Source organism: Allobosea psychrotolerans (assembly GCF_002917105.1).
GTDB lineage: Bacteria > Pseudomonadota > Alphaproteobacteria > Rhizobiales > Beijerinckiaceae > Allobosea > Allobosea psychrotolerans.
In genome coordinates this window covers 232294-253323 of record NZ_PQFZ01000007.1, presented here as the reverse complement: position 1 = coordinate 253323, position 21030 = coordinate 232294, and the positions used below count along the sequence as shown (strand labels likewise).

The window sequence follows — 21030 nt, the reverse complement described above, 5'->3', positions numbered from 1 at the left end:
GGTCGAAACGAACTCATCATCCGGCTTTAGAGTCGGCTGACCATGATCTTGCCCGAACCCGCCTGCATCTCGGCGAAGAACTCGACGGGGACATTGACCGGGTCCGCCACCATGTCGGCGCGTACGATGAAGCGGACTGCCAGCTCATGCACGGCGATCGACTTGTCGCGCTCGACATGCAGCGAATGCCGGACCAGCCGCGGCTCGAAGAGCAGCAGCGCGTCCTTGATCTCCTGGTCGATATTCTCGATGCCCGCCTCGTCGATCGTGCGATGGGCGATGTCGGGCAGGCCGTAATTGAGGATCGACCGGCGAACGGCTTCGTTGGGACCGAGATCGAAGGACGATTCCAGGTTGACGGTGTTCAGCAGAGTGCTGAGATCGCGCGACAACTCGCTGCGCAACCGGCTCTCCGAGATCGCGGCCCGGCCAGTCACGAGCCGGCCAGCCAGGACGCGCTCGCCGGCCTCGTCGCGCAAATCGACAGCCTTTCTGGCATCCTTTGCCTCCGCTCCGGCCCGGAAGGCCGACATCAGCGGAATCCGCAGGCTGACCGATTTCTTGCGACTCATTGCCCACTCCGCCAGGCAAGCACAGAGCGGAAGCCGCGCGGGGCGCGGCCGCCGTCATCTCGCGCGGCTGCAAGAGGCCGCGACACCGCTGACCCGAGGGTAGGTGCTGCAGGCCGCCGCCGCTGATTACGCCGCGTCGACCTTGGCGATGTCGTATTTGAACGAGGGCTCCTTGCCCTTGTTGCCCTTGGCGTCCTGCGCTGCGAACTTGTACTCGAATTTTGCGAAGTTCAGCGAGAAGGACACGGTGGCTTCATCGCCTGAGCCGCTCAAACTGACACTGCTGACGATGATCTCTTCCATGATCAGCGTGACGAAATCGAGCGGCTTGTCGCCGGCCTTGCGCTGGATCAGCGTGCCCTTGCCGATATGGGTGCCTTTCGCCAGGAACTGCAGCAGGGTGACGGAGGCGGTGTCGGCCCTCATGAAGCACTGCACATCGCTGAATGAGGACTTGCCTTTGCCGCCACCGGTGGCCTCATGCATCGAGGCGGTCTGGTTTGCGCCGAAGCTCCAGGATTGGAGCGCGAGCTCCTTTTCATGCCCTTTGACGGTGCTGTCGCCTTCGACTGACGGCGATTCGAGCTTCAGGTGGATGTCTTCGGCTGCCATAGTGGATTCTCCATTGCCAGTGCAGACTAGGCGCGGTCGCCCGCCCGGGCTTCCGGCGCCACTCCCAACCCCGGTAGAGAGGCTGTCGTTGCAGCCGCGCTACCTGGAGCAATCCGAGTTCAGACGGCCTCTCAGGACTTCTGCGGGAGCCGCGACACCAGGCTGAGGCTCACATCCATGCCCTCGAGCTGGTAGTGCGGCCGCAACAGGAAGCGCGCCGAGTAGTAACCTGGGTTTTCCTCGTCCGGGCGAATCTGGACGCTGGCTGCCGCCAGCGGCTTGCGCGCCTTCGTTTGTTCGGTCGAGGTCGCTGGTGCGCCATCGACATATTGGTTGATCCATTCCTGCAGCCAGACGGTGAGCTGCTCCTGCTCCATCGTCGAGCCGACCTTGTCGCGCACCATGCATTTCAGGTAATGCGCGAAACGTGAGACCGCGAACATGTATGGCAGGCGGGAGCGAAGGTTTGACGACGCCGTCGCATCGACGTTGTTGTCGTATTTCTTCGGCTTGTAGAGCGATTGCGCGCCGATGAAGGCTGCCTTGTCGGAATTCTTGCGGTGGATCAGCGGGATCAGCCCGGCCTTGGCGAGCTCGGCCTCGCGCCGGTCGCTGATCGCGATTTCTGTGGGGCATTTCAGGTCGACGCCGCCATCATCGCTCGGGAAGGTATGGGTCGGCAGGTTGATGACTTCGCCGCCCGACTGGACGCCGCGAATGCGCGTGCACCAGCCCCATTCCTTGAAGGCCCGGTTGATGTTCACCGCCATCGCATAGGAGGCGTTCATCCAGGCATAGTTCGAGCCGGTATGGCCGTCGGTCTCCTCCTCGAAGCCGAATTCCTCGACCGGGTCGGATTTCGCGCCATAGGGCAGGCGCGACAGCACGCGCGGCATGCACAGGCCGGCATAGCAGGAATCGTCGGAGTCACGCAGCGAGCGCCAGGCGGCATAGTCGGGCGTATCGAAGATCTTGCCGAGATCGCGCGGATTGGCGAGCTCGTTCCAGGAATCCATGCCCATCAATGTCGGGCCGGCACCCGCGAAGAAGGGCGCATGCGCGGAGGCCGCGACCTTGCTGATGTCGCGAAGCAGCTGCACGTCCTGCGGCAGGTGGCTGAAATAATAGTCGCCGATCAGGCAGCCATAAGGTTCGCCGCCGAGTTGGCCGAACTCATGCTCATAGACCTTCTTGAACAGCGGGCTCTGGTCCCATTTCGCGCCGGGATAGAGCTTCAGCGTGCGCGACAGCTCGTTCTTCGAGATGTTCATCACGCGGATCTTGAGCTGGACGTCAGTCTCCGAATTCATGATCAGGTAGTTCAGCCCGCGCCAGGCGCTCTCGATCTGCTGGAATTCCGGCGCGTGGATGATCGCGTTGACCTGCTCGGAGAGCTTCTTGTCGAGTTGCGCGATCATTTCCTCGATCGTGTCGAGGACGTCGTCCTTGACCAGCGACTGATCGGCCAGTGCCTGCTGGACCAGCGTCGAGACGGCGTTCTCGACCTCGGTCGCGGCGCGTTCGCTGCGTGGCTTGAAGCTCTGCTTCAGCAGCGAGGCGAACTCATCGACATCGCGCGTTTCGGTCTGCCCGGTTTGGGTAGCGGATTTGAGCTCGGTAGCCATGATGACCGTTCCAAAAAGCGAAGTGGCGCGTCGTAGGCGTGCTCAGGATTGTGGGCGTGCCTAGGATTTCGGGCGTGCTTAGGATTTGTCGTCTTCGGAGGCTGGTTTGGCGCGCTCGCTCAGCGCCGCCATCAGTTTCGGGTCGCTCAGCAGTTCACGCAGCTTGGCTTCCGCGCCGGCTTTCCCGTCCATGTAGCTCTTGAGGTTGGCGAGCTGCTCGCGCGCCTCCAGCAGCTTGGCGACGGCCGGCACCTGGCGCGCCACGGCGGCGGGGCTGAAATCGGCCATCTTCGAGAACCGCAGCGCGACCTGGAGCTTTTCGCCCGATGGCGTGTCGCCGAGCTTGTTGTCGACCCGGAAGGTGACGCCAGGTTCGATCGCCGCCATGCGGTTCTCGAAGTTGTCCATGTCGATGTCGAGGAAACCGCGATCCGCGACGTCGGGCTTTTCTGCGCCGGCATAGTTTCCGGACAGGTCCGACATCACGCCCATGACGAACGGAATCTCGATCTTACGATTGGCATCGTAGGGGTCATCGTAACTGATATGAACCCGAGGCGCTCGGTTGCGTCGGATGAACTTCTGGCCGCTGTCGGACATGTCAACCCCCGAGGCTGCTTCGCTGCCGAAATGAAGCAGAAACACTACATTTCAAAACGGCCGTAAGGTCAACTCCATGATCAACTTTCGTCGAGATTTCGAAATGCACGTTCCGGTAGCATTTCTCTTAAAAGTGACATGAAATCGCGCTCGGCCATCGCACGAGCACGCTCGCACAGTAACGGAATGGCACTCGAGGGCTCGCGGGCGCGCAGATGCGTGGCGACCTGCTGAAGGATGTCGAGCGCCTCGTGCCGGCTGCCCGCGGCCGGCGGATCGGCTTCCGTGTCGACGGTCTCGCCATCGGGCCCGGCCTCGATCAATGTGGCCAGGCGCTCGATCGGCAGGTCGAAGACCATGCGGCCGCCGACATTGATGGTCGCATCGCTGGCATGGTCTGGAACCAGGAGCTGAACGCTTTCGGCGAGCCCCTTGCCGACGAGCTGGCGCGCCTGGGCGACGAGCAGCAGCGCCGGGCTCGACGGTTCGCGGGTCCGGAAATACAGCTCGGCGCCGAGCAAGGCGCGGCGGATGCCGGCCGGCGTGTCGAGCGGGATGGAGGGCGTGGGGCCGGCAGCATCCGGGGCTGCACCATTTGCCTCCGCGCTGCCGGCGGCCTGCGGCGCCGCCGCGGCGCCCGGGTCGCGCTTGACGATTGCGCCGTCGAGCTCGGTCCTGATCTTGTCGAGCGTGGGCTTGAGTTTTCCGAGGCTGAGGCTGCCGGCGTTCTGCTCCTCGACGCAGGCTTCCATCTCGGCCAGCGCGGCTGCGGCCGCGACGAGCAGGTCGCGGTTCTGGACCAACCCGGCCATGTCGCCGTCGCTGAAGGCTGTTTCCACGGCCTGCAGATCCGGCGCCGGTTCGCCCTCGCGGGCGGTGGCCTCGCCCCGCGCGATCTGGACCATCCGGTAGTTGACCGCGCCGATGCGCCGGCTGACTGTCAAGGGGGCGTGCAGCAAGGGCATGATGATGCTGGTCGTATCGTCGAGCGACTCGATGACCACGATGCGCAGGCCGAAATCGCCCTCCTCGGCGGCGGGGTGGACATGCTCCCAGCGCGCGCGCAGCAAGGCCGCCATCGCCGTCAGGGCCGCGACGAAGCCGCCGAGATCCCGGTTGAGGATGCGCAGCTTCGCGAGCAGGACGAGCAGGCGCAGATCGCGGGTGCGCCCCAGGAAGGTTTCGACGGCGCTGCTTTCTTTCGCCAGGTCGTTCTTGGTCCGGTCGAAGTCGAAGAAGGATTTCTCCGGCAGCAGGCCCTCCGCCCGCGCGACGAACAGGCTGTAATCGGGGTCATAGGCGAGGTCGAGATCGGGGCCACAGGGGGCGTCCTCTGCGATTGCTTCGCTCAGGGTCGTGGCGAGGTCCGCTGTCATCTCGATGTCCCCCGATCCATGTCCCTCATCCCGCATCCCTGCCGTGCCGGCGTTCTTGATCATGCCGTAGCGTCGATATGTGACAAGGCGTCCATGAACGCCCTGTTTCCCATGTGCTGGGTGATCTTACAATGATCGCCTGGCGTTATGGTGGATCGAGATCAATCGCGCTCCGGCTAAGAACCAGGCTGAATTGCGGTACCGTACCGGTTGAATTGGCGGAAATGTCGGCTTGCTTTTGGTCAGCCGGTCTCTGTGCTAGACCGGCATGCCGGCGGACTATAGGTTTCGCCCGGTTAGCGACCGCCATATTGGACATGCGAGCCGACATGAGCCGAGAACTTAGTCAGGCCAACCGACCCGCGATCCTGAAGACGCCGTTCGGCGGCGACGTTCTGGCCTTCCGGCGGCTCGATGCCAATGAAGGCCTGAGCGAACTGTTCGAATACCGCATCGAGGCCTTGAGCGCGAAGGACAATCTGGATTTCGACGCCGCGCTCGGCCAGCAATGCCATCTTGAGATCAATGTCGTCGAATACGAAGGCACTGTCGTCGCCCGCAGGAAGAAGCGCTACTTCAGCGGTGTCCTCGTCGAGGCGCAGTGGCTCGGCATGGAGGAGGATTTCTACCTCTATCGCCTGACGTTGCGGCCCTGGCTCTGGCTGCTGGGGCAGACCGCCAACTGCAAGATCTTCCACAACCAGACGGTCGACAAGATCATCGAGAAGGTCCTGCGCGACGGGCAGCTCGGCGAGCTCAGGCTCGACATCAAATCCTATCCGCAACTCGAATATTGCGTTCAGTACCGGGAAACGAACCTCGCCTTCGTCAGCAGGCTGATGGAGGAGTACGGCATCTGCTACTACTTCGAGCATGAGGCCGGGACGCATCGCCTGGTGCTGGCCGACCAGGCCTCATCGCACAAGCCGATCCAGGGCACCGAAACCATTCCATTCCTGCCGCTGGATACCAATAACCGGCGCGAGGTCGAGCATCTCGAGCATTGGATGGTCGAGCGCCGTTTCCGCACCGGCAAGATCACCTTCCGCGACTATAATTACGAGAAGCCCGACGCCGACATGCAGGCGGAGGAGCAGACCTCGGAATCCTATCAGCATTCCACGCTGGAGGTTTACGACTATCCCGGCCGCTACCTGGAGAATGGCGACGGCAAGACGCTGGCCAAGGTCAGGCTCGAATCGGAGCAGGCTTCGGACCGGCGCCGGATCGCCTCGGGCGATGCCGCGACGCTCTATCCCGGCGGCTTGACCACGCTGCAGCGCCATAGCGCCGACAGCGAGAACAAGCAGTTCCTCGTCGTCAGGGCGACGCATTCCTTCGTCTCGCTGCAATCCTATCGCTCCGGCGCGGATGGCGGGGGGCACGAGTATTCCGGGCAATACGAGTTCCAGCTCGCCGACCGGCCGTTCAAGCCGCCGCAGCTCACGGACAAGCCGACGATCTTTGGCCCGCAGACGGCCCGCGTCGTCGGCGAGAAGGGCGAGGAGATCGACGTCGACGATCAGGGCCGCATCCTCGTAAAGTTCCATTGGGATCGCGATGACGAGCATCTCTACCGGGTCCGCGTCGCGCAGGTCTGGGCCGGGGATTCCTGGGGCGGTTCCTTCATCCCGCGCATCGACCAGGAGGTGATCGTCGAATTCCTGGAGGGCGACATCGACCGCCCGCTGGTGGTCGGCACAGTCTATAACGGCAAGCACAAGATGCCGTTCGGCACCAAGGCGAGCAAGAATATCAACGGCATCAAATCGGACACGACGACCGGCAGCAATGGCTACAACCAGCTGACCTTCGACGACACCAGGAAGGCCGAGAAGGTCGAGTTCCGCGCCGAGAAGTTTCTCGACACGCTGATCCGGGACACCGAGACCCGCAATATCGGCGAGGATTTTTCAAGCGAGAAGGGCGAGGCCTCGCGCAACATCACCCTGAAGAAGGGCGACGACAACCTCAAGGTCGAGACCGGCAACCAGGTTGTCGACGTCAGCCAGGAAATCCTGATCAAGGCGGGCCAGAAGATCACGCTCAAGGTGGGCGGTTCGACGATTGTGATGGACCAGGAGAGCATCACCTTGAAATCGCTCAACATCAAGGTCGAGGCTTCGGCGGATCTCGACATGTCGGGTACGACGACGCAGCTCAAGGGGCACGCGACCCTGACGATCACGGGCGGCATGGTGAAGATCAACTGACGCCATGCGCCAAGACCGCTTTCTCACCGCGCGCGATGTCTTCGAGGCCTTTCCGACTGCGGGAGAGGATATCGAGGCTGCCCCCAGCGATGCCGCCCCGCGCGATTTCCTCGTCGGGCTGATCGACAGCAAGACGCCGGAGGACGCGATCAGCTTCTGCGCCTATCTCCTGCCGAGGCGGGAGGCGGTCTGGTGGGGCTGCTCCTGCGTGCGCGGGCTCGCCGATGAACGCGAGCGCCAGCAGATCGAGCAGAACCGCGCTTTCCAGGCGGCCGAACTCTGGGTCAAGGATCCGCAGCAGTCGCGCCGGATCGAAGCTTTGCGCATCGGCTTTGCGAGCCAGCGCGCCGACGCCAGTACCTGGCTTGCGCTGGGCGCGGCCTGGTCCGGCGGCGATATGGCCGACAATCCTCACGCTCCGGTGATGGCCCCGCCGCATCTGACGGCCAAGGCGATCCGCGCGGCAGTCCTGATCGCCCTGGCCCGTAACGCGACTCAGGAGCGCCGCGCCAGGCTGACGACCTGCATCGACCATGGCTTGAAGCTCCTGCAGCGCCGCCCGAGCTGAGGCGGGACGAGGTCACGGCGGGGCGGGGAGAATGCCAGAAATGACCTGAATCGGGGTTGGATCCGGTTGTTCCGATAGGATTCGGACATTCTTCACCGGTTTCGTGGAACCTTGCGGATGTTGGCGCATTGGCACAATCATGATATGGTGCCCTGATGCAGAATGGAGCTAGGCGATGATCTTCGGCCTTTCGACTGCGCGATCCATGGCTTTCGGAACGGCGCTCGCACTCATCGGGCTCACGCCTGCATTGGCACAGGACGTGATCGTTCCCGGCGCCTTTCTGGTCGCGGAAGCGCAAGACGAGCCGCATCTGGTGATAGCGCCGCTGCCGCCTGTGCGTAACGCGGCGACGCGCCCCCGGAGCGTGCGCGTGGCCTCGGTCAAACCGGTACGTACCGCTCCGGCGCTGCAGCGCGTGGCTTATGCCGAGCCGGCCCGCCCGCCGCGCCGTGCCGAGGGCTACACCTCATTCTCCGCGCGGCCTAGCCTCATCTGGATCGGCACGGTCTACTGAACGGCCCACGACGGACGCCATCGCCAAGCGAATGACCCGAGCGACGCAAGACTTGCGTCGCTCGATTGCGTTCGGGCGGTGGGTGTTGTGCACATTGTCTGGTCCGGCGCCTGTGCGGACCGAACGAAATCTCAAAGCTGACCGCTCACGCTTGGAGACACGCCGTCATCCCGGAGCAGCGCTTCGCTTCCGCCGGGATGACGACGCGCTTCCGAGCCGAGAGCAACCTAGAGCGTTTTCGAGCGAAGTGGACACCGGTTCGCGTGAAGAAAGCGCGTTAAAACAGGAAGCTAGGGCATTTCTGCGATTCGGAGAAACGCGGAAATGCCCTAGAATCCCAATCCGAGACCTGGCGTGACGCGCCTCGGCGCGGCTGCCGCGGGCGCCGCTGCGGCGGCCGGCGCGGCCCGAGCCGGCTTGCTTTCGGCGGCGCGCTCGCGCTGGGGTTGCTGGGCGCGCTGCACCGGTTCGGTGCGCGGCGGGCGACGCACCAGGGCAGGGGCCCGCTTGCCCGGCGCAGGGGCGACATTCGTCGGGGGGCAGGTCGGGGCAGGCCGCTCGCGCAGTTCGAGCAGTTGCTCGGGCGTGATCGCGGCCGGCTCGGGGGCCGCGCCGATGCGCTGGCGGTAGATGCGCAGCGCTTCGCGGGTCGCGACATTGAGATTGCCGCTGATCCGGCCGGCATAGCAGCCGATCCGCGTCAATTCCTCCTGCGTTTCGCGCGTCAGCGCTGCAGGGTCGGTCGGAACCGGGCGTGGTGGTCGCGGGTCGGCCAATGGCTTGGGGGCGAGCAGGGTGGGATCTGCCAGGGCAACCCGCACGCCCTGATCCTGGGCGGCGGCGTTGCGCTGCTCGATCTCTTCGATGGATTGGCGCGGCGCGGTCACCCCGGCGCGGCGCATGGCCTCGGCCTCTTCCGTCAGCCAGCGCGCCTGCGCCTGTTCAAGCGCAATGCGCTGGCGCTCGGTGATCTGCGCATCCTCTGCGGTGGCCCGTGTTTCCGCGGTTGCGCCGTCGATCTTGCGCTTCGCCTCCTCTTCGGCGCGTAAGGCGGCGACACGGTTGGCCTCCGCGTCGGCAGCCGCCCTGGCGCTTTGCTCCTCGGCGAGGCGGCGGGCCTCGGCGGCCTGAAGCTCGGCCTGTTTGCGCGCCTCTTCCGCGGCTTTGGCCTCCGCGAGTTTGCGCGCATCTTCGGCCGCCTTGGCTTCGGCGGCGAGGCGCTTGTCCTCGATCGCCTTCGCCTGGGCCTGCTTGCGCATCTCCTCGGCAGCCTTCGCCTCGGCGATCTTGCGGGCTTCCTCTGCCGCCTTGGCCTCGGCCGCCTGCCGGCGCTCCTCTGCGAGCTTGGCGGCCTGGGCCTGCTTGCGCGCGTCTTCCTCGGCCTTGGCCTCGGCGAGCTTGCGGGCGTTCTCCGCCGCTTTCGCTTCAGCGGCGAGGCGGCGTTCCTCGGCCGCCTTGGCGAGAGCCTGCTTGCGGGTCTCCTCTTCGGCCTTGGCCTCGGCGAGCTTGCGGGCATTCTCCGCCGCTTTCGCTTCAGCCGCGAGGCGCTTGTCTTCAGCTGCCTTGGCGAGGGCCAGCTTGCGGGTCTCCTCCTCAGCCTTGGCCTCAGCGAGCTTGCGGGCGTTCTCCGCCGCCTTCGCCTCCGCCGCGAGGCGCTTGTCCTCGGCTGCCTTGGCGAGGGCCTGCTTGCGCGCCTCCTCGGCAGCCATGGCCTCGGCGAGCTTGCGGGCATCCTCGGCCGCTTTCGCTTCCGCTGCGATCCGACGGTCCTCGGCGGCCTTGGCCTCGGCGGTGCGGCGCGCCTCCTCGGCGGCCTTGGCTTCCGCGACCTTGGCTTCGGCTGCGAGCCTGCGATCCTCGGCCGCCTTCGCTTCGGTCAGGCGGCGCACCTCGTCGGCGGTCTTGGCTTCAGCGAGCTTGCGCGCATCCTCGGCCGCTCTCGCTTCGGCGGCGATCCGGCGCTCTTCCGCGGCTTTGGCCTCCGCCAGCTTGCGGGCCTCCTCGGCGGCTTTCGCTTCCGCCGCGCGGCGCGCGTCGTCGGCTGCCTTCGCCTCTGCGAGCTTGCGCGCATCGTCAGCGGCTTTGGCCTCCGCGACGCGTCGCTCTTCTGCTGCCTTCGCTTCCGCCGCACGACGCGCGTCTTCAGCCGCCTTCGCCTCGGCGAACTTGCGCGCATCGTCAGCGGCTTTGGCCTCCGCGACGCGTCGCTCTTCTGCGGCTTTGGCTTCCGCCGCACGGCGCGCATCTTCGGCCGCCTTCGCCTCTGCGAGCTTGCGCGCATCGTCAGCGGCTTTGGCCTCCGCGACACGGCGCTCTTCGGCGGCTTTGGCCTCAGCGACCCGGCGCGCCTCCTCGGCCGCCCTGGCTTCCGCCAGTCTGCGGGCGTCGTCGGCAGCCTTGGCCTCGACCTGGCGGCGCGTCTCTTCGAGTTCGCGCTCGCGCGCCAGCTTCTCGCTCGCGGCTTTCTCCTGCAGGGCGCGTTCCTGCGCCGCGCGCTGCTCCTGCTCGGCGCGCTCCTGGCTCTGCCGGGCGCGCGCATCCTCGCTGGCGCGGCGCGCGGCCTGGGCGGCAAGGGCCTCCTCATCGGCCAGGCGCGCCGGGCTGGTGCTGGCGATCTGGGCCGGGGTGCCGCCGCCCTTCAGCAGGTCGGCGCCGAAATAAAGCCCACCGCCGAGCAGCGCGACGGCGCCCAGGCCGGCCGCGATCGCCATGCCCGTCTTGCCGCTGCTGGCGCCTGTCGTCGTCGTCGCTTTGGCCGGCTTGCCGACGGCAGGCTGCCAGGCCGCGACCTCCGCCATCGTCGCCGGGCGGTTCTCCGGCAGGGGCTGCAGCATCTTTTCGAGCAGCGGCCGGAAGCGCGGATCGATCTTCGACAGATCGGGCACGACACGGCGTTTGTCGATGACCTCGACCTGCGAGCCGTTCATGTCGATGGGGCGGCCCTGAAGGCACTCCGCCAGGACCAGGCCGAAGCTGTAGATGTCCGATTTCGGGGTGACGTCGCCGCCGAACAGGCCGAGCTGCTCCGGCGAGACATAGTTGTACTTGCCGGCGAAGCCGCTGCCGATGATCGTCTGCTCGCCGGCCCGCGTCGAACGCGCGATGCCGAAATCGAGAATCTTGGCCAAGGCCACGTCGGCCCCGGGCAGGATGACGTTGTCGGGGGCGACGTCGCGATGGATGATGCCGAGCTTGTGGGCCGAATGCAGCCCCGAGGCGATGCGCTGCTGCAGGATGCAGGTGTCCTCGAAGGACAGCGGTCCGCGGACGAGATGGTCCTTCAGCGAGGTGCCGTCGACGAACTCCATCGCGAGATAGGCGCGGCCGAGCTGCGGGTCGATCGAGAACAGGTAATAGCGCACGATCGCCTCGTGCTGCAGGTTGTGCAGCGAGGACGCTTCCTTGCGGAACAAAGCGAGCGCGCTCTCGTTCTCGGCGAGATCGGAGCGGATCATCTTGATCGCGACCGCATCGCCGGTCTGGATGGCGTAGCCCTTGTAGATCTCGCCCATGCCGCCGGCGGCGATGGGGTGGTCGATCCGATAGATGCCGTTCAGCGTCGTACCGACTGCGACGCGGGCGCGGGGAATGATGACGGTGGCGCCGTTGTCGCTCATGGCACGCGGCCTTCGCCGGAGCTGGCGGCCGACAGGGCGCGGACAAGACGGCGGCGACGCCGCCGCATTTCCGTCATCCCTGTTTCATGCCGCCGCATCGCTTCAGGCCTCACGCCCGTCGGCGTCGCTTCTGGCCGGCGAGGGTGGGACTGGCGCGTCCGCGCCCTTCGGCTCGCATGCCACGACGATCACCGTGACGTTGTCGCTCGCGCCGCGCGCAAGAGTGAGCTCGACCAGATGGTCGCAGGCCGCCTGCGGCGCGCGCCCGGCCACGCCGGCCAGGATCTCGGTATCCGAGACATGGCCGGTCAGGCCATCGCTGCATAGCACGAAAACGTCCCCCTCTTCCACCGCGCCTTGAATCAGGTCGAGATCGGGCAGGTCGTTCACGCCGATGGCGCGCGTGATGATGTTGCGCCCCGGCCAGCGCTTGGCCTCCTCCGGGGTCAATTGTCCCTGGTCGACGAGATCCTGCACCTCGGTATGGTCGCGCGAGATCTGCGACAGCCGGCCTTGGCTGACGCGGTAGGTCCGGCTGTCGCCGGCCCAGCAGCAGGCGAAGAAGCGCTCATAGATCAGGAGCGCGACGACGGTGGTGCCGAAGGTGGCAAGACCACGTTCCGCGCCCGCCTTGCGCAGGCCGGTATTGGCCTGCAGCACCCGGTCCTGGAACCGCGCGAGAAGATCCGCCGCGGAGGCCGCCTGGCCGATCGTGCGCAGCGCCTCGACGACGGTGGAGGAGGCGAGCTTGCCGGCCTCATATCCGCCCATGCCGTCGGCGACGCACCAGAGGCCGGCGTCAGCGTGAACGATGTAGCTGTCCTCGTTCTCGCTGCGCACCTTGCCGACATGGGTGGTCGCTCCGGTCTCGAAGCGGAAGCTGGCCTGCGGGTTGAGCGCGCCGGCAAGCATGGCGAGCGGATCGTTGCTCGCGCGCATGGACGGGGGCGGAAGGGTGCTGTCCATCAGGGCTCGACTCCGATCCTGGCCGGTTGTGCGCTCTCGCCGCTCGCATCAGTGCCGCCGCTTTCCGGACCGGCGGTCGGGCCCGTCAGCATCAGCGTGAAATGCTGTGCCTCCGGCAACCGTTCCGCACAGAGCGCAAGCGCTGGAAACCTGTCGCCGCCAATGCTCCACCACCAGGAGCCTGCCGCCTGGCGGGCGGCCTTGTCCGACCGTTCGAGCCGCGCCAGCAAGGCCGGAATCTCGGTCGCGGCGTCGCCGCTCACGCCGAGCAGTCCTCGATTGGCGGCGACGATCGCGGGCTGCGTGTCGCGCGCGACGCTCTCGGGCAAGGGCAGGCTTTCGAGCGCGGCGAGCGTTGCCTCATAGGCAGCGTCTGGCTCCAGCGTGTCGAGCAGGAAGGCTTCGGCGCTTTCGAACCAGGCTGCCTGCGCGTTCTCCGTCGGCGCCGCGAAGGCCTGGCTCTCAGGCGCCATCGCCAGGATGGCGAGCGGGAAGTAGCGGCCGACGCCGTCGAGCGAGGGCATGAAGGCGCCGAGCACCTCGCTGCCGAGATGCGAGCGGCCGAGCCAGAAGCGCCAGATCGGCGCGCTGAGATAGGCCTCCTTCCAGCCCGGCCCGAGGGCCTGGATGCTGGCCGCCATGCCGCCCTGCAGCCAGATCTCCCAGAAGCGCAGGAGTTCGCGCGGCATGTTCACCGCGATGAAATCACGCTTGGCCGGTAGCTTGCCGAAAAGGGCGCAGTGCATCCTGCCTCAGCCTCCCGGACATCTGAATTCCCGCAGGGCCGGCAATGTCAGCGGGTTCTTCAGGGACGATACATTGATCTGGTAGGAAATCGACTGGCCGCCGACGGAGTAGCTGGCGACCAGGGCCTCCCCGCGCTTCGTCACCGAGCCGAGGTCGAGGAAGCGGAAGAAGGCCCAGGGGCCGCGCTTCTCCGGTCCGAAGACGGGTGGGCTGCTGGTCACGCCGCCAAACAGCCCTGTGCTCGTGGTCTGGCTCGAAATCACCGTGCGGTCGAGCCCGGCAGGGCCCGGCCAGACCACCGGCGTCGGCCCGCCGCCGGCCTGCGCCACCACGGCGACGCCGCTGATGTCGAGCTTGATCGTCGGCGCGGAGCCGGAGCTCGCCGCCGGCTGCGGCGTGATCGCCATGGTGAAGGAGGGCATGTTGCCGCCAGTGCCGAAGAACGCGTCCTTGATGTCGGCGGCGCGCTGGAACTCCTTGAGCGCGGCGGGCGGCAGCGAGCGCGCCACGCTGATGTTCTGCTTGAAGGCCCATTCGGGTTTGGACGTGTCGACCAGCGGCGCGAGATTGGTGGTGTAGAACTTGTCCATGATGCCGCCCGTGCCGAAGAGCCGGCCGAAATCGGCCAGCGGCACGTCGCGGTCGCTGCCGCGCGCGAAGGGGTAGCGGTTGGTGACGATCAGGTTGCAGGTCGCGGTGACCTGCGAGCGCAGGTCCTGCAGGAGCTGCGAGACCGAACTGCCGGTCAGTTCATTCTCGAAGCTCGTGGCAGCGGTCTGGATCAGGCCGGAAAAGGGCTGCGGGATCAGGTTGGCGCTGTTGCGCAAGGTCTGGATCTGCCCGGGCAAGGTGGCGTTGACCTGCGGCGCCAGCGCCGGGTTGGTCGCGAGCAGGCGCAGATTCTGGTTCACCTCGGAGAAGGCGAGCAGCACCTGGTCGATCGGCCGGCGGCCCTGCTCGCCCTCGAATAACTGGTGGAACGGCTTGAAGGCCGCCTCGATGGTCGCACCCGGCGCTTGCTCGCCGCTGGCGGTGTTGGGCTTTTCCATCGCCTTGAGCGCGATATCCATGCGCGACAGCGTCGTCGAGGCGCTGCCCGTATTGACGCCGAGCCGCTGCGCCAGGTTCTGCGCCTGCTGCGCCTGGCTCAAGGAGCCGCCTGCCGATTGCGTCGCGGTCTGCCCGGCCGGCGCCGGGCGCTCACGGGTGAGCTTGGTCTCGTCGCGGATCGATTCCAGCACCTGCTTCAGCGGCGACGTGACGGCCGACGCCGCGCTGAGCGCCGGATATTGCGGCTTGTTGGCGAGCAGCGGCCGGAAGCGCAGCGCCGCCATCGCGCCTTGCCAGGAGGCGATGAAGTCCTTGGCGTAAAGCTCCAGCAAGGCGCGCGGCAGCGCCTCGTACTGATCCGAGACGGCGCTCTGGTCGCCGGCCGTGCCCAGCACCCAGCGCTCCTCCTCGATCTGCTTGGCGACGTCGCGCAAGCGGCCGATGAAGCCCTCATGGAAGCCGGCATAGGTGTAGAAGAACGGGACGCGGACATTCTCGAGCTCGCCGCCGCGGGGGCCCTCGAAGACGAGCTTGGCGTCGGCGCCGCCCTTGGCGGCGGCGGTCCAGTCGGGCTTGCCCGGCGAGGCGCGTGCCTGGACGCGCAGCAATTGATAGGCACGCTCGGCCAGGCTCAACCGCGCCAGCGTCTTCTGGGCCTCCTCGATCAATGGCTCGTTGAGCGTCAGCGTGCCGGCGCCGCCGGAATCGGGCAGGCGCAGCATCGCCGTCAGGTGTTGGCTGAGCTCCTCGCGCAGGCGCGCATTGGCGGCGCCCTGATAGAGATTGTCGACCCAGTCGCGCCGCATCCAGAGCAGGATCAGATCCTCGTCCATCTTCTGGCGGCCGCCGAGGATGAGATAGACCTTGAGCGCCTCGTAGATGAAGTCGGGCCGCGAGCGGTTGGCCTCGATCAGCTCTTCCATGCGGAAGATCAGGCGCGAGCGCAGCAGGCGCTCCAGCCCGGTCTTGTAGACCGCCTCCGAGGACGCGCCGAGCCGATCCCACTGGCTCAGGCCGAAGGTCGCCTGCAGGGGCGGCGAGACGCCCTCCTGCGCATAGCCGGCGGGCAGGGCGCGCAATGCGTCGAGCAGCGGCACGATCTTCTCCAGATCGCGATCGGCGACGGTCGGCTCCTGGATGATCGGGGCCGCGGTCGCCACGAAGGTCTTGGTCTGGTCGTTGGTCTCGGCGATCAGGTCGACATTGCGGTTGTAGCTCGTCCACCACGCCGCCGCCCCGCCCAGCGTGACCAGGGCGAGCACGCTATAGGCGGCCGCCTTCAGGGCGAAGGCGCGGCGCACCGCCCTGCGGTCGGTCGAGACCCAGGCGGATTCGCCGATCACCACCTTGGTGATCAGATCGGTGAGGAAGAAGCTTTTGCCCGAGCCCGACATTGCCGCGGCGGCAACCTGGTTCGCGCCGAAATTGCGCGCCATCGCACCGATCAGCTGGTCGATCGGCGTGCCCTGCTGCGTGCCCGAGGTGAAATAGAAGCCGCGCAGGGTCGCGCGCGAATGATAGCGTGTCGGCTCGAAGATACGGTTGAGGAACTCGATGATCGGGGTCTTCACCGCCGCCATCTGGGTCGGGAAGCCGAAGATCTGCACACGCGCGCTGGGCGTGGGCTCTTCCTGGAGCCGGTCGGGCAGTTCGGAATTGAGGCGCTCCACCAGCGCGTCGAACTCGTCGGGCACTTCGCTGATCATGTTCAGCGTCTTGTCGTCGGTCTGGAAGGTATGGCCCCAGACCACGCGCCGCGAGGCCTCGTTCAGATGCTGGAAATACTCCATGAACCCGGAGACAAGGTCCATCTTGGTGAACAGGGCATAGACCGGGAAATCGACCTTGAGATTGTCGTGCAACTCGGTCAGCCGCGCCCGGATCGCATCGGAATGGGCGTTGAGTTCGGCGGGCGATGCGGTCAGTACATCCTCGATGCTGATCGCGAGCATGACGCCGTTGATCGGCTGGTTCGGCCGGTTCTTCTTGAGCAGGTCAAGGAAGGAGAGCCAGCTCTTGCGGTCGGCCGAGGCGTCGGAATCCTGCGTGGTGTAGCGGCCGGCCGTGTCGATCAGCACGGCGTCGTCGGTGAACCACCAGTCGCAATAGCGTGTGCCGCCGACGCCGGCGACGGCGGATGGCGCGCCGCCCTTGGCGAGCGGGAATTTCAGCCCCGAATTGACCAGGGCCGTGGTCTTGCCGGAGCCCGGAGGGCCGATCAGCACATACCAGGGCAGCTCGTAGAGATAGTTGGCGCTCGAGCCGGCAGATTTCTTCAGCGTCAGCAGCGCGTCCGCCATGCGCTCGCCCAGCACGTCGCCATCGCCTTCATCGACGGCGGCATCGGCCAGGCCCTGCTCCAGCGCCGCTGCCTCGCGCCTGCGCCGGATGATGCCCCAGACCAGCAGGCCGAGCACGATGAGCGACACCACCGCGATGATGGCGAAGCGCACCCATTCGGAATCGAACGGATAGATGCCGGCGATGGAGATCAACGGGCTGGCGAACCAGACCAGCGCGCCGAAGGCGGCAAGCCCGATCAGGCTGATGATGATGCGCAACCAGATTGCCAGGGTCACGAGCGCCTCCGCCTCAGGTCAGCGTTCATGCGGGATCTGCACGTCGACGCGCCGGTTGCGCGCGCGACCTTCGATCGTATCGTTCGAGGCAATGGGGGCGGTGTCGCCCTTGCCGTCGGGGAGGATGCGCTTCTTGTCGCTGAGATCCTCCGCGAGGAGGACCCCGACGGCCTTGGCGCGCTCGACCGACAATTCGTAGTTGTTGGCGAAGCGCACGGTCTTGATCGGCGTGTTGTCGGAATGGCCGGTGACCCTGATCTGGCCGGGCTCCTTCTCCAGCGTCTGCGCGATGCGCTTGGCGAGCGGGCGGAAGGCGTCGATCACCGTCGCCTTCCCGGGCTCGAAGGAGGCGAAGCTGTTGACGCGCACGATGATGCCGGTCGAGACGGAATCCACCGCCAGTTTCTGCTCACCGATCTCGGTCGCCAGCGCCGCGCGGATGCGCTCGAGCTGCGTCGTCTTGATCGGCGGCGGAGGCGTGGGCTTGATCGGCTGGACGACGCGCCGCTCGATCGAGACGTCGGTCGTGGGGAAGATGCGGCCGACATCGTCGATCACCGCATCGCTGCCGGAGCTCAGGAGCGAGCGCAGGGTCAGGTACATGGCGAGCAGCAGGAGGCCTGCGAGCGAGGCCATCGCCCAGAACGGGATGCGCACGGTCGTGCCGCGTGCCGCCATGTCCTGGCCCTGCCAGCGCGGCGAAAGCTCCTGATTGACGCGCTGCTTCACGCGCCGCAGCGTCTCGTAGAGATTGCGCTGGATCGTCTGCAAGGTCGCCTGGCCGCCGGCCGAGGTCCGGTGCACGCCCTGGAAGCCCAGCGCCAGGCAGGCGTGCTGCAGCTCCAGCAAGTTGTAGTTCAGGATCGGGTCCTGCTTGGCCCGGTCGAGCTCCTCGAAGAAGCGGATGCCGCCGGTGCGCTCGCCGAAGAAGCGGCTCAGCATGCTGTACTGGGTCCAGAGCTGGCGATCCTGCGCCGGGATGTTCTGGACGATGTCGTCGGCGGTGGCGCAGAGCGTGTACTTCGCCTGCTTGGCCTGCTCCTGGCCGATGCCGGCGCCGGTGACGTCGGCCTCGAAGCGCTGGATCGCGCCGGCGACCTGGTCCATCAACTGGCTGAACGAGGCATAGGCCAGGGCCACGCGCAGGCGCCCGAGGATCGACAGGATCGGCGCGGCCGCGCTCATGATCGGATTTTCATTGGGCGCCACCGGCATCTCGCGCGGCGCGACCTGCGGCACGGAGCCTGGTGCTTGCGGTTGCGGCGCGGATTGGGGCGGGGGAGCGTAGCTCTGCGCCGGTGGCGGCTGGTAGGGCGGCGGGGCCGGCTGCGGATAGCTCTGGCGCGGCGCATCGGCCCAGGCGTCCTGCGCGGCGGCGTTGGGGTCTGCCTGCGGGTAGCTCGGCGGCGGCTGGTAGCCCGAGGCCGGATGGTAGGAGGCGGGCGGGGGCGGATAGGCCGACGGCGTGAACGGGCCCGGCTGCTCGGGCTGCGAGCTGGGCGGGCTCGGCGCGACCGGGCGCCTGCCCCCGGGATTGGGCCGCACGACCGTGCGCTCATTGGGGTTGTAGGCAGGTTCGAACGGGTCTTTGGGCTCGGTCATCGCCTGTCTCCGAGGATCGCCCAGAGATCGAGCTGCAGTTCCGGCCAGTCGCCCGAGAAATGCAGGCCGATCGCGTTTGCCGTGCTGAATTCAGGCCAGAGTGGAGAGTTCTTGTCCAGTAGGAAGTAGACATGGTCCGCGACCGCGCGGATCTGCGGCGGCGGGGTCGGAATGTGATTGAGCCCGACGCCCGGCAGATGGGCGTTGACGATGTCGTTCATCTTCGTGTTCGGGCCGATCTTGAAGAGCTGCGGGAATTGCAGCTGGATCTCGATCAGGGGTCGGCGTGCCGCGACTTCCAGCACGAAATTGGCGTTGCGGAACAGGCTGCGGTCGCGGATCGTCGAGACGAAGGCGTTGGGCGCGCGCTCGATCAGTTCGAGCCGGATGGCACGGCGGCCGAGCCTGGCGCTGAGGAAATCCTGCAGGTCGCGCAGGATTGGCTCGAAGACGAGTTCGAGATTGTCGTGGTCGTAGCGCGGATAGGTCCGCGCCCGGCGCTCCGGCGTGGCGAAGGTCGCGAGTTCGCCGACCATTCGCACGAACTCCTCATAGAGCCGCTCGGGATGGATATAGCGCGAATGCCGGAAATGCTGCAGCACCGGCAGGTGCCGGTTGAGCAATTGCAGCACGAAGAAATCGGCGCTCTGCAGGCCGCCGCCGGCCGTCGGATCCGCCGCATAGCGCGCCAGCTCCTCGAGCTTGGCCTCGATCCAGCCGATGGCGCGGTCGATCCAGCCGTCGATCGCGGGATAGGCCGAGGCGATCAGCACCGGCGGGATGAATTTGTCGTCGAAGACGATGGTCTTGTCGCGCACCTCGACGATGCGGGCGATCGGCAAGCTGACATAGCCGGGCTTGGTGGTCTTGCGCAGATCGAAGCCGAGTCGGGGATAGGCGACGTCGATCTCCTCCTCGACGCGCATGGCGGCCGTCGAGTCGATCAGCATCTCACTGGCGGTGACATAGCGACTGGCGGTGGCGCTCGTCGGCTCGTCGACCTCGCGCGTATTGGCTGCCGCGACCGGCATGGTCAGCCAGAGCAACTGCTTGGCGGCGGCGTCCGGCACGTCGATGGGAGCGGGCAGGGGACTGTGGGCGGGAATGTCGAAGGGCGTGCCGTCAGGCAGGATGCCGGCCGCGCGGCGCAGGCCGAAGCGGCTCTGCTGGGCAAGGTCGCGGTCGATCTCGAGAGTCGAAAAGCCCCAGGGGTAAGGCGTGACGAAGCGCGTGCGCGCATCGACGAGGTTTTCGAGATAGCGGTCCGCCTGCTGCAGATGATGCGGCCGCAGAAAAAGTCCTTCGCCCCAGACGACCTTACTGTTCCAAGACATCGCCGAGCCTTCGAGCCATCGTCATGATTCCAGATCAAGGCGTAAGCGGCGCATCCCGCTTCGTCACGCAGCCGGCAAACTTTATTTCAGCCGCGCTCACGCATCGTAACGTGGCGCAATGCAGCGGAACAAGCACGAAAGCACCGCGTGCCTAATCTTGACCACGGCCGGTCCCAGTGCGCTCATGCGGCCGGCGCTGTGGGGGGCGGCAGCGGTGCGGTGATCTTGACGCGCCAGGTGCCGGCCTCGTCGGCGAAGGCGGCATAGGTCAGGCGCTCCCAGCTGCGCTTTTCGCGGGTGAAGAAGGCCGCAAGCTTGGCGACGCAGATGCGGATCGCCTCTGTCGCGGGGATTTCCGCCCCGGCGATGTCCGGGTTGACGATGGTGACGATCTGCCCGTCGCCGTCGAGCTTGCGCGGCTCGACCGAAAGCAGGAAAGCGTTCCACTCGTCGGGCACGATCTCGAACAACTCGTCGAGGATCTCGCGGTCGAGGGCGGATTGTTCGGGAGGCAGGGTCGCGGTCATGGCAGGGCTCCTTGCGGCGGAAGGCGATGAGAGGCCAAGTCTGAGAGGTCGAGTCCGTCCAGGGGCTTCTCTCCTGTAGCACCCTGAATTCATTCACATATCTGGCGCGTCTCTCGGCGTTGCGCGTGACCTGGTCCTTAATCCCTGGCGTTGAAGCGCCGGATCACCTCGCTCCGGGCCGCCTCGCATGCTGGGGAAACACGGTGATGTCGCAAGGTGATGACATGGCCGAACCTAGAGAAAGATTGCTTGGAGTGTTTCAACGGGACGCGTGTCATGTCAATTACGCAATCGATTGACAATTCGCGCCCCGAATCGACAATCGTCGGTATCTTGGCGAGGCTATTGCGGCGGATTGCCTTTGCGTTGTGTAAAGTCAAAGATCCCCCCGTATAAGGAAATGGGCTCCATGTCCCTTTCGGCAGGTGGCGGGGCTGCCAGCCTGAAGCATCGTTGCGGCGTTGACTTTCGCCCGGCTCGGCAGAGAATCGCGCGCGCCGTTTTCCAGGACATGCTTGGAGGAGC

15 protein-coding genes are annotated in these 21030 nt (G+C 66.3%); 3 read left to right on the top strand and 12 right to left on the bottom strand.

Annotation, left to right across the window (positions count from 1 at the left end):
* Positions 1–26: 26 nt before the first annotated feature.
* The 5 genes from tssE to CYD53_RS14635 form a co-directional block, all read right to left on the bottom strand.
* Positions 27–572: a type VI secretion system baseplate subunit TssE gene (gene tssE, locus CYD53_RS14655; RefSeq protein WP_245928238.1), complete on the bottom strand. Its 546-nt coding sequence runs from the start codon at positions 570–572 to the stop codon at positions 27–29.
* Positions 573–698: 126 nt separating this feature from the next.
* Entirely contained in the window at positions 699–1184 is a 486-nt protein-coding gene (locus CYD53_RS14650) for an Hcp family type VI secretion system effector (protein WP_103718826.1), read from the bottom strand.
* 131 nt (positions 1185–1315) lie between these two features.
* A complete protein-coding gene (tssC, locus tag CYD53_RS14645; protein ID WP_103718825.1) occupies positions 1316–2809 on the bottom strand; it encodes a type VI secretion system contractile sheath large subunit in 1494 nt (497 codons plus the stop codon).
* Between the two features lie 78 nt (positions 2810–2887).
* Entirely contained in the window at positions 2888–3409 is a 522-nt protein-coding gene (gene tssB / locus CYD53_RS14640; RefSeq protein WP_103718870.1) for a type VI secretion system contractile sheath small subunit, read from the bottom strand.
* Positions 3410–3489: 80 nt separating this feature from the next.
* Positions 3490–4785, bottom strand: a complete 1296-nt coding sequence (locus CYD53_RS14635; RefSeq protein ID WP_181011871.1) for a type VI secretion system protein TssA — start codon at positions 4783–4785, stop codon at positions 3490–3492.
* Positions 4786–5114: 329 nt separating this feature from the next.
* On the opposite strand from CYD53_RS14635, the gene CYD53_RS14630 reads away from it, so the two are divergent.
* The 3 genes from CYD53_RS14630 to CYD53_RS14620 all read left to right on the top strand — a co-directional run bounded on the left by CYD53_RS14630 (position 5115) and on the right by CYD53_RS14620 (position 8083).
* Positions 5115–6998, top strand: coding sequence for a type VI secretion system Vgr family protein (locus CYD53_RS14630; RefSeq protein WP_103718869.1), 1884 nt, complete (start codon positions 5115–5117; stop codon positions 6996–6998).
* A 4-nt stretch (positions 6999–7002) separates the two neighbouring features.
* On the top strand, positions 7003–7566 hold the full coding sequence (locus CYD53_RS14625) for a DUF6931 family protein (protein ID WP_103718823.1): 564 nt from the start codon (positions 7003–7005) through the stop codon (positions 7564–7566).
* Positions 7567–7741: 175 nt separating this feature from the next.
* Positions 7742–8083, top strand: a complete 342-nt coding sequence (locus CYD53_RS14620) for a hypothetical protein (protein ID WP_103718822.1) — start codon at positions 7742–7744, stop codon at positions 8081–8083.
* A 329-nt stretch (positions 8084–8412) separates the two neighbouring features.
* Here CYD53_RS14620 and CYD53_RS30920 read toward each other — a convergent pair whose 3' ends face one another.
* The 7 genes from CYD53_RS30920 to CYD53_RS14585 all read right to left on the bottom strand — a co-directional run bounded on the left by CYD53_RS30920 (position 8413) and on the right by CYD53_RS14585 (position 20505).
* Positions 8413–11700: a serine/threonine protein kinase gene (locus CYD53_RS30920; protein ID WP_103718821.1), complete on the bottom strand. Its 3288-nt coding sequence runs from the start codon at positions 11698–11700 to the stop codon at positions 8413–8415.
* A 102-nt stretch (positions 11701–11802) separates the two neighbouring features.
* A complete protein-coding gene (locus CYD53_RS14610; protein ID WP_245928237.1) occupies positions 11803–12666 on the bottom strand; it encodes a PP2C family protein-serine/threonine phosphatase in 864 nt (287 codons plus the stop codon).
* The gene (gene tagF, locus CYD53_RS14605) at positions 12666–13412 is read right to left on the bottom strand and encodes a type VI secretion system-associated protein TagF (RefSeq protein ID WP_103718820.1); all 747 of its coding nucleotides are present in this window, start codon (positions 13410–13412) and stop codon (positions 12666–12668) included. Before tagF ends, CYD53_RS14610 begins: the two co-directional genes overlap by 1 nt.
* A 6-nt stretch (positions 13413–13418) precedes the next feature.
* Positions 13419–17042: a type VI secretion system membrane subunit TssM gene (gene tssM, locus CYD53_RS14600; RefSeq protein WP_245928236.1), complete on the bottom strand. Its 3624-nt coding sequence runs from the start codon at positions 17040–17042 to the stop codon at positions 13419–13421.
* A gap of 18 nt (positions 17043–17060) precedes the next feature.
* Positions 17061–18644, bottom strand: coding sequence for a type VI secretion system protein TssL, long form (gene tssL / locus CYD53_RS14595; RefSeq protein WP_103718819.1), 1584 nt, complete (start codon positions 18642–18644; stop codon positions 17061–17063).
* Entirely contained in the window at positions 18641–19978 is a 1338-nt protein-coding gene (gene tssK / locus CYD53_RS14590; protein ID WP_103718818.1) for a type VI secretion system baseplate subunit TssK, read from the bottom strand. Before tssK ends, tssL begins: the two co-directional genes overlap by 4 nt.
* A 182-nt stretch (positions 19979–20160) precedes the next feature.
* Entirely contained in the window at positions 20161–20505 is a 345-nt protein-coding gene (locus CYD53_RS14585; protein WP_103718817.1) for a hypothetical protein, read from the bottom strand.
* Between the last annotated feature and the right edge of the window lie 525 nt (positions 20506–21030).

Bases quoted from the DNA above. Each gene is read 5' to 3' on its own strand.
- tssE (WP_245928238.1), bottom strand. From the start codon at position 572: ATGAGTCGCAAGAAATCGGTCAGCCTGCGGATTCCGCTGATGTCGGCC.
- CYD53_RS14650 (WP_103718826.1), bottom strand. From the start codon at position 1,184: ATGGCAGCCGAAGACATCCACCTGAAGCTCGAATCGCCGTCAGTCGAA.
- tssC (WP_103718825.1), bottom strand. From the start codon at position 2,809: ATGGCTACCGAGCTCAAATCCGCTACCCAAACCGGGCAGACCGAAACG.
- tssB (WP_103718870.1), bottom strand. From the start codon at position 3,409: ATGTCCGACAGCGGCCAGAAGTTCATCCGACGCAACCGAGCGCCTCGG.
- CYD53_RS14635 (WP_181011871.1), bottom strand. From the start codon at position 4,785: ATGACAGCGGACCTCGCCACGACCCTGAGCGAAGCAATCGCAGAGGAC.
- CYD53_RS14630 (WP_103718869.1), top strand. From the start codon at position 5,115: ATGAGCCGAGAACTTAGTCAGGCCAACCGACCCGCGATCCTGAAGACG.
- CYD53_RS14625 (WP_103718823.1), top strand. From the start codon at position 7,003: ATGCGCCAAGACCGCTTTCTCACCGCGCGCGATGTCTTCGAGGCCTTT.
- CYD53_RS14620 (WP_103718822.1), top strand. From the start codon at position 7,742: ATGATCTTCGGCCTTTCGACTGCGCGATCCATGGCTTTCGGAACGGCG.
- CYD53_RS30920 (WP_103718821.1), bottom strand. From the start codon at position 11,700: ATGAGCGACAACGGCGCCACCGTCATCATTCCCCGCGCCCGCGTCGCA.
- CYD53_RS14610 (WP_245928237.1), bottom strand. From the start codon at position 12,666: ATGGACAGCACCCTTCCGCCCCCGTCCATGCGCGCGAGCAACGATCCG.
- tagF (WP_103718820.1), bottom strand. From the start codon at position 13,412: ATGCACTGCGCCCTTTTCGGCAAGCTACCGGCCAAGCGTGATTTCATC.
- tssL (WP_103718819.1), bottom strand. From the start codon at position 18,644: ATGACCGAGCCCAAAGACCCGTTCGAACCTGCCTACAACCCCAATGAG.
- tssK (WP_103718818.1), bottom strand. From the start codon at position 19,978: ATGTCTTGGAACAGTAAGGTCGTCTGGGGCGAAGGACTTTTTCTGCGG.
- CYD53_RS14585 (WP_103718817.1), bottom strand. From the start codon at position 20,505: ATGACCGCGACCCTGCCTCCCGAACAATCCGCCCTCGACCGCGAGATC.